Source organism: Methylobacterium sp. WL6, assembly GCF_008040095.1.
Lineage (GTDB): Bacteria > Pseudomonadota > Alphaproteobacteria > Rhizobiales > Beijerinckiaceae > Methylobacterium.
The window spans coordinates 20,721-27,523 of sequence record NZ_VRVH01000037.1 but is presented as its reverse complement, the minus strand read 5'-3'; the positions used below and the strand labels follow the sequence as shown (position 1 = coordinate 27,523).

Sequence of the window (6,803 nt, the reverse complement as noted above, 5' to 3'; positions counted from 1 at the left end):
CCCCCTCCGCCACCACCACGCACAGCACGGCGCCGAGCGCCAGGAGCACCGGCACCGCGTAGGTCGGCGCGTCGCCCTCGAAGCATGCCGCCGCCAGGATCAGCGTGCCGGCGACGATGGCCAGCAGCGCGCGCCGCGGCGTCGTCCGGCTCATGCCGATCCATTCGGCGGCGCCGACGATCCCGGCGGCGAGCCAGATCACGGCGAAGGCCCAGCCGCCGACCACCAGGGCCGCCACGACGATCGCCGCCAGCACGAGCCCGGAGACCACGCGCAGGCCGAACTCGCGGTTCGCGAACGGGTTCTTCCGCGCGCCGACCGCCCTGTCGTCGGCGGCCATCACCGCGCCCTCGAACCGTCGGTCCGCGCGGATGCAAGGCGCGCAGAGTGCTTCCCGTCCACGCGTCCCCTCTCCGTCACGTCGCCGGCCCCGGGGCAGCCGGCCCGGTCTAGCGTTTCCTCACAGGTCGGCGCAGGCACCGTCACGCCCCCTCCCCTCGGGAGCGGGACCGAGGCCGCCTCACACCTGCATGATTTCCTTTTCCTTGGACGCCAGCACCCCGTCGACCTCGGCGATGTGCTGGTCGGTGACCTTCTGCACTTCCGTGGCCTGGCGCTTCTCGTCGTCCTCGGAGATGGCGCTGTCCTTGAGCAGCTTCTTGAGGTGGTCGAGCCCGTCGCGGCGCACGTGGCGGACCGCGACGCGGGCCTCCTCGGTGTACTTGTGCGCGACCTTGACCATCTCCTTGCGGCGCTGCTCGTTCATCTCGGGGATGCGCAGGCGGATGGTCTGGCCTTCCGTCTGCGGATTGAGCCCGAGATCGGATTCGCGGATCGCCTTCTCGACCGCCGTGACCATGCCGCGGTCCCACACCGAGATCGACAGCAGGCGCGGCTCGGGCACGCTCACGGTGGCGACCTGCGCCATCGGCATCGATGCGCCGTAGGCGTCGACCTGGATCGGGTCGAGGATGCTCGGCGTCGCGCGGCCGGTGCGCAGCGAGCCGAGATCCTTGGAGAGCGCCGTGACCGCGCCCTGCATGCGGCGCTTGATGTCGGCGAGGTCGAAGTCCGGTGTAGCCATTGTCTCAGAGTTCCCGAAACGTCTTCACTGTTCGTCGGTCGAGCCGGCCCGCCGGGCCGGAGCGCGTCGGCGCCTCAATGAACGAAATCCCGTGAGGCCGCAAACCGCAACGCCCCTCGGGGACGCCCGCCGTCCTCAGGGCACGACCAGGGTCGAGGGCGCATGCCCGGTGAGGATCGCAGTGATCGAGGAGGGCGGGTGCACCGAGCCGACCACGATCGACAGCCGGCTCTCGCGGGCGAGCGCGAAGGCGGCGGTGTCCATGATCTTGAGGTCGCGGGCGATCGCCTCGTCGTGGGTGATGCGGTCGTAGCGGGTCGCCTCAGGATGGGTCTTCGGGTCGGCCGAGTAGACGCCGTCGACCTGCGTCGCCTTCAGGACCGCGTCGCAGCGGAGCTCGGCCGCGCGCAGCACGGCGGCGGTGTCGGTGGTGAAGAACGGGTTGCCGGTGCCGCCGGCGAGCACGACCACCTGGCCCTTGTCGAGGTGGTGCAGGGCCGGCTGGCGCGCGTAGGTCTCGCAGATCGTCGGCATCGACACCGCCGACATCGTGCGCGCGGGGACGCCGGCCGCGTTGAGCGCGGTCTCGAGCGCGAGCGAGTTCATCACCGTGGCCATCATGCCGAGCGAGTCGCCGGTGGCCCTGTCGATGAACCCGGCCTGCGAGATCCGCGCGCCGCGGATCATGTTGCCGCCGCCGACCACCAGCGCGACCTCGATCCCGGCCTCGATGGCGCGGGCAATGTCCTCGGCGAGGCCCGCCAGCGTCGGCGGATGGAGCCAGTACCCGTCGGGGGCGGCCAGCGCCTCGCCCGAGAGTTTCACCAGCACCCGGCGAAACGGCGTCGTCTCCGGCATCGTCCACCTCATAGGGTCCGGCGACACGGCCGAACCTGATCCAGAACCGAGGGGCTTCTACGTCAGGCCGCCCGGGACCGTCGAGGCCCCGGAGACCGCTCTCCGCGGACCGTTTCGGAAAAATCGGCTGCCAGCCTCGGATGTCGCCTTGTTGGAGGTACGGGATTTCCGTATCATTGGTGCGATGAGCGACCGTTCGATCCCGGCAAGGATGCGATCAACCGCGAACGGCACGGCCTGTCGCTCGCGTTCGGCGACAGGATCATGGCGGACGAGGCCCACCCGATCATTCCATCCGTCCGGCCGCGGGACGGCGAGGAACGTTTCAAGGCCATTGGTCTGGTCGAGGGCAAACTCCACGCGGCCGTGTTCACCTGGCGAAACGGGCGGCCACGGTTCATCTCTGTGAGGCGAAGCAATGCCGGTGAAGGACGAGCCTACGATCCTGGCCTCTGAGACCAGCGACCCGGAGGATTTCGATGTCCCCGCGACGGCTTTGGATCGGGCGCAGAAGGCCCGGCTGATCCGGATGGCGCGCACGACGCTGGGCCTTTCGCAAGCCGCGTTCGCCCTCAGGTTCCGTGTCCCGCTCGGAACCCTGCGCGATTGGGAACAGGCTCGGACCACGCCTCCCGATTTCGCGGTCGCCTACGTTCGCGTCATCGCCCGGCATCCGGACATGGTCGCCGCAGCCATCGCTTGAGCGAGACGCCGGCGGCTTCGTCGGGTGCCGGAACGCGAAGAGCCCCGGCCTTGCGGCCGAGGCTCCTCGGAAGAACCTATCATGTCGCTCAGCGCGACATGACTCAGCGCAACTTGGCTCAGCGCGACATGGCGGCGACTTCGGAGGCGAAGTCGGGGCCCTCTTCCTTCTCGATGCCGTCGCCGAGCGCGTAGCGCACGAAGCCGGTGAGCGCGACCGGGGCGCCGGCCTTGCCGGCGGCCTCCTTGATCACCTGGGTGATCGTCTTCGAGCCGTCGTGCACGAAGGGCTGCTCCAGGAGGGTGACCTCCTTGTAGTAGCTCTTCAGGCCGCTCTCGACGATCTTCGCCATCACGTGGTCGGGCTTGCCGGCGTTCTTCTCGCGCAAGATGTTCGACTCGCGCTCCAGCGTGGCGGCGTCGACGCCGGAGGCGTCGAGCGCCACCGGGTTGGTGGCGGCGACGTGCATCGCGATCTGGCGGCCGAGCGTCGACAGGTATTCGACGTCGCCCTCCGACTCGAGCGCGACCAGCACGCCGATCTTGCCGAGGCCCTCGGAGATCTGGCCGTGGACGTAGCTCGCGATCACGCCTTTGGTCACGTCGAGCTTGGCGACGCGGCGCAGGTTCATGTTCTCGCCGATGGTGGCGATGAGGTTCTGCAGCTTCTCCGAGACGGTCTCGCTGCCGCCGGGGAAGTGCGCGGCCTGAAGGCTGTCCAGGGTGCCGTCGGAATCGAGCGCCATCTTGGCGGCTTCGCGGGCGAAGGCCTGGAAGGCGTCGTTGCGGGCGACGAAGTCGGTCTCGGAATTCACCTCGACGATCGCGGCGTGGTGTCCGGAGGACTCCACGGCGACGAGGCCCTCGGCGGCGACGCGGCCGGCCTTCTTGGCGGCCTTGGCGAGGCCCTTGGTGCGCAGCCAGTCGACGGCGGCCTCGAGGTCGCCCTGCGTCTCGTTGAGCGCGCCCTTGCAGTCCATCATGCCCGCGCCGGTCTTCTCGCGGAGTTCCTTCACCATCGCGGCGGTGATGTTGGCCATGGCCGGTCCTTTCGTCATCTCAGATGAGAGGAGCCCGACGTCCAGGGGTGAACGCCGGGCCCGAATGTGGTGGTGCGGATCACGGCGCCCCGGATGGGGCCGCCGCGATCCCGGCGGGCGATCAGGCGGCGGCCTGGGCCTCGACGAAGCCGCGGGCCTGGGCGACCCAGCCGTCGCGGCCGAAGCGGTCGTTGAGCTTCAGGTCGGCGTCGACCTTGGCGACGTCTTCCGGGCTCATCGCGGCGATCTGCCAGTAGTGGTAGATGCCGGCGTCGTTGAGCTTCTGCACGATCTGCGGGCCGGCGCCGTGGAGCTTGGACAGGTCGTCCGGCGCGCCGCGGGGGGCGGCGAGCAGCTCGAAATGCTCGGTCGACTCGGCGAGCATCGCGACGTCGGCCGGATCGAGGGCCCCCGACTCCACCGAGACGGCGGCGGCCTCGTCCGACGGAAGCTCCTCGGCCATCGGCTCCTCGGAGGCGCCGAGGTCGACGCCCGACGAGCCCTGGCCGCGCGAGATGCCGTCGATGGCGGCGCGGGCGATCAGGTCGCAGTAGAGCGCGATGGCGCGGCCGGCGTCGTCGTTGGCCGGGACGACGTAGGTGATGCCGTCCGGGTTGCAGTTGGTGTCGACGATCGCGGCCACCGGGATCCCGAGGCGCTGGGCCTCCTTGATCGCGAGCTGCTCCTTGTTGGTGTCGATCACGAACAGCAGGTCGGGCACGCCGCCCATGTCCTTGATGCCGCCGAGCGCCTTCTCGAGCTTGTCTTTCTCACGGGACAGCATCAGGCGCTCCTTCTTGGTGAGGCCCGGGCCGCCGGTGTCGAGGGTCTCGTCGACCTTGCGCAGGCGCGAGATCGAGCCGGAGATGGTCTTCCAGTTGGTCAGCATGCCGCCGAGCCAGCGGGAGTTGACGTAGTACTGGGCCGAACGCTTGGCGGCCTCGGCGATCGTGTCGGCCGCCTGGCGCTTGGTGCCGACGAACAGCACGCGGCCGCCCTTGGCGACCGTGTCGCTCACCGCCTGCAGCGCGGTGTGCAGCGCCGGCACCGTCTGGGCGAGGTCGATGATGTGGATGTTGTTGCGGGTGCCGAAGATGTAGGGCTGCATCTTCGGGTTCCAGCGGTGCGACTGGTGCCCGAAATGGGCGCCGGCCTCGAGGAGCTGGCGCATGGTGAAATCGACGGCCATGAGTCTTTCGCTTTCTTTCCGGTTTGTGCCGCCGCGGAGGTAGCGACCGGCCGACGGATCGGCCGATCACCGGAAACGCCCCATTCAGGCATGGGGCCGGCTCCGCGTGTGGAATGGGCCCGGCCTTAGCAGAGGTTGGCCGCCAGGGCAACGGTATCGCCGGGGCGCCGGAAACCCCAGGCAGCGGACTCGAGGCCGGGATCAGGCGACGGAAAAGACGTTCGCCACGTCCGCCGCGTCCATCACCCGATACGCCCCCGCCGGCAGGTCCGCCGGCAGGGCGAGGCCGCCGATCCGGTCGCGATGGAGCGCGGTGACGTGGTTGCCCATCGCCGCGAACATGCGGCGGACCTGATGATAGCGGCCCTCGTGCAGGGTCACGGTGGCATGCGTCGCGTCCTCGGCGGAGAAGCCCACCGGCAGGAGCGGCTTGTCGTCGTCCTCCAGCACCAGGGTGCCGGCGGCGAGGATCGCGCCCTCGTCGCCCTTCAGCGGGCGGTCGAGCGTCACGCGGTAGCGCTTGGCCACGTTGGCCTTGGGCGCGATGATCCGATGCAGCAGCGCACCGTCGTCGGTGAGCAGCAGCAGGCCCGAGGTCTCCTTGTCGAGGCGGCCGACGGTGGAGAGCGCCGGGTCGCGGCGGCGCCAGCGCTCGGGCAGGAGCCCGTAGACCAGCGGGCCGGCCTCCTTGTGCGAGCAGGTGACGCCGAGCGGCTTGTGCAGCATCAGCGCGAGGCCGGGGGGCGGGTCGATGCCCGCGCCGTCGACGGCCAGACGCGTGGGCAGGTCCGGCGTCACGGCGATGCGGGCGCCCGCGTCGGCGAGGGCCGCGCCGTCCAGAACGATGCGTCCGGCCCGCGCCAGGCCGGCGATCTCGCGGCGCGAGCCGTAGCCGAGGTTGGCCAGCAGCTTGTCGAGCCGGGCGGTCGGGGCCTTGGCGCTCATTTGCGCGCCTCGAACACCTTGTAGCCGTGGGCGGACGCCTTCACCGTCACGGCCTTGAAGGCCTCGGCGAGCACGCGCTCGTAGGGCAGGTGCGCGTTGGCCGTCAGCCACAGGCTGCCGCCGGGGCGCAAGGCCTCCGCGGCACGGCGGATGAAGACCTGCCCGAGCTTCTGGTCCTCGGCGCCGCCGTCGTGGAACGGCGGGTTGGTCACCACGAAGTCGAGGCGCGTTAGGCCGGGATCCGCCGCGCGGATGTCGGCCCAGCGGATGGTGCTGCGCGGGTCGCCGACGTTGCGGCGCGCCATCTCGACGGCGCGGCGGTCGATGTCGATCAGCGTGAGCGCGGTGACGGCGGGCGAGGCCAGCACCGCGCGCGCCAGGATGCCGAGGCCGCAGCCGAAATCGGCGCCGCCGCCCTTCAGCGCCGGCAGGGTCGCGAGCAGAAGCGCGCTGCCGGGATCGAGCCGGTCCCACGAGAAGATGCCGGGCTGCGTGCACAAGGAAAGGTTGTCGATGTGGCGCGGCGCCCCCTCCTCGAGCGCGGCGGCCAGCGGCAGGTCGCCCTCGGGCCGGACGACGCGGCAGATCCGGTGATGGCGACGGGCCTCCTCGGCGCTGGTGCAGCCGAGATCCGTCAGCTCGCGCGCCAGCCGCGCGCCGCCCCGATCCTTCGGGGCCATCGCCAGGAGCTCGCCGCCGGGCCGCAGCGCCCGCAGCGCCTGCGCCAGCACGAAGCGGCGTTCCACGGTGCCGGGCGGCGCCAGCATCCGAACCTGCGCGAGGCTCGCATCCGCGCAATCCTCCAGCCGGGCGGACCCGGGAACGAGGGGCGAGAGCTGGACGGCATCCGGCGGAACCTCGGCGAGCTCGGCCGGCGGCAGGCCGTAGACGGCGTCGGAGATGGCGGTTTCGGGCATGGGTGACGGGAATTTCGGGACCGGGCCGCCGAAGCGGCCATGGAGGATGGGGAAACGCCGCGCCTTGG

Annotated in this window: 9 protein-coding genes; 2 read left to right on the top strand and 7 right to left on the bottom strand. The window is 70.7% G+C overall.

What is annotated here, in order from left to right:
• From FV230_RS08145 to pyrH, 3 genes are all read right to left on the bottom strand, one after another.
• A partial coding sequence (locus tag FV230_RS08145; protein ID WP_187275434.1) for a phosphatidate cytidylyltransferase occupies positions 1 to 340 on the bottom strand: 340 nt, incomplete at its 3' end.
• Positions 341 to 520: 180 nt separating this feature from the next.
• Positions 521 to 1,084 carry a ribosome recycling factor gene (frr, locus tag FV230_RS08140; protein ID WP_147727743.1) on the bottom strand — a complete coding sequence of 188 codons (564 nt, stop codon included), beginning with the start codon at positions 1,082 to 1,084 and terminating at the stop codon, positions 521 to 523.
• Positions 1,085 to 1,219: 135 nt separating this feature from the next.
• On the bottom strand, positions 1,220 to 1,942 hold the full coding sequence (gene pyrH, locus FV230_RS08135; protein ID WP_147841986.1) for a UMP kinase: 723 nt from the start codon (positions 1,940 to 1,942) through the stop codon (positions 1,220 to 1,222).
• A 216-nt stretch (positions 1,943 to 2,158) separates the two neighbouring features.
• Here pyrH and FV230_RS08130 point away from each other — a divergent pair, with 216 nt between their 5' ends.
• On the top strand, positions 2,159 to 2,398 hold the full coding sequence (locus tag FV230_RS08130; protein ID WP_147841987.1) for a BrnT family toxin: 240 nt from the start codon (positions 2,159 to 2,161) through the stop codon (positions 2,396 to 2,398).
• Positions 2,367 to 2,645 (top strand): helix-turn-helix domain-containing protein, encoded by a 279-nt coding sequence (locus FV230_RS08125; RefSeq protein WP_147841985.1) that lies wholly within the window; start codon positions 2,367 to 2,369, stop codon positions 2,643 to 2,645. The genes FV230_RS08130 and FV230_RS08125 overlap by 32 nt, the downstream gene beginning before the upstream one ends.
• 118 nt (positions 2,646 to 2,763) lie before the next feature.
• On the opposite strand, the gene tsf is transcribed toward FV230_RS08125, so the two are convergent.
• The 4 genes from tsf to FV230_RS08105 all read right to left on the bottom strand — a co-directional run bounded on the left by tsf (position 2,764) and on the right by FV230_RS08105 (position 6,735).
• Positions 2,764 to 3,684, bottom strand: a complete 921-nt coding sequence (gene tsf, locus FV230_RS08120; RefSeq protein ID WP_147727745.1) for a translation elongation factor Ts — start codon at positions 3,682 to 3,684, stop codon at positions 2,764 to 2,766.
• 121 nt (positions 3,685 to 3,805) lie between these two features.
• Positions 3,806 to 4,873 carry a 30S ribosomal protein S2 gene (locus FV230_RS08115; RefSeq protein WP_147727746.1) on the bottom strand — a complete coding sequence of 356 codons (1,068 nt, stop codon included), beginning with the start codon at positions 4,871 to 4,873 and terminating at the stop codon, positions 3,806 to 3,808.
• Between the two features lie 201 nt (positions 4,874 to 5,074).
• The gene (locus tag FV230_RS08110; RefSeq protein ID WP_147841984.1) at positions 5,075 to 5,818 is read right to left on the bottom strand and encodes a 16S rRNA pseudouridine(516) synthase; all 744 of its coding nucleotides are present in this window, start codon (positions 5,816 to 5,818) and stop codon (positions 5,075 to 5,077) included.
• Positions 5,815 to 6,735 (bottom strand): methyltransferase, encoded by a 921-nt coding sequence (locus tag FV230_RS08105; RefSeq protein ID WP_147727748.1) that lies wholly within the window; start codon positions 6,733 to 6,735, stop codon positions 5,815 to 5,817. Before FV230_RS08105 ends, FV230_RS08110 begins: the two co-directional genes overlap by 4 nt.
• Between the last annotated feature and the right edge of the window lie 68 nt (positions 6,736 to 6,803).

Bases quoted from the DNA above. Each gene is read 5' to 3' on its own strand.
- frr (WP_147727743.1), bottom strand. From the start codon at position 1,084: ATGGCTACACCGGACTTCGACCTCGCCGACATCAAGCGCCGCATGCAG.
- FV230_RS08105 (WP_147727748.1), bottom strand. From the start codon at position 6,735: ATGCCCGAAACCGCCATCTCCGACGCCGTCTACGGCCTGCCGCCGGCC.
- pyrH (WP_147841986.1), bottom strand. From the start codon at position 1,942: ATGCCGGAGACGACGCCGTTTCGCCGGGTGCTGGTGAAACTCTCGGGC.
- FV230_RS08115 (WP_147727746.1), bottom strand. From the start codon at position 4,873: ATGGCCGTCGATTTCACCATGCGCCAGCTCCTCGAGGCCGGCGCCCAT.
- tsf (WP_147727745.1), bottom strand. From the start codon at position 3,684: ATGGCCAACATCACCGCCGCGATGGTGAAGGAACTCCGCGAGAAGACC.
- FV230_RS08110 (WP_147841984.1), bottom strand. From the start codon at position 5,818: ATGAGCGCCAAGGCCCCGACCGCCCGGCTCGACAAGCTGCTGGCCAAC.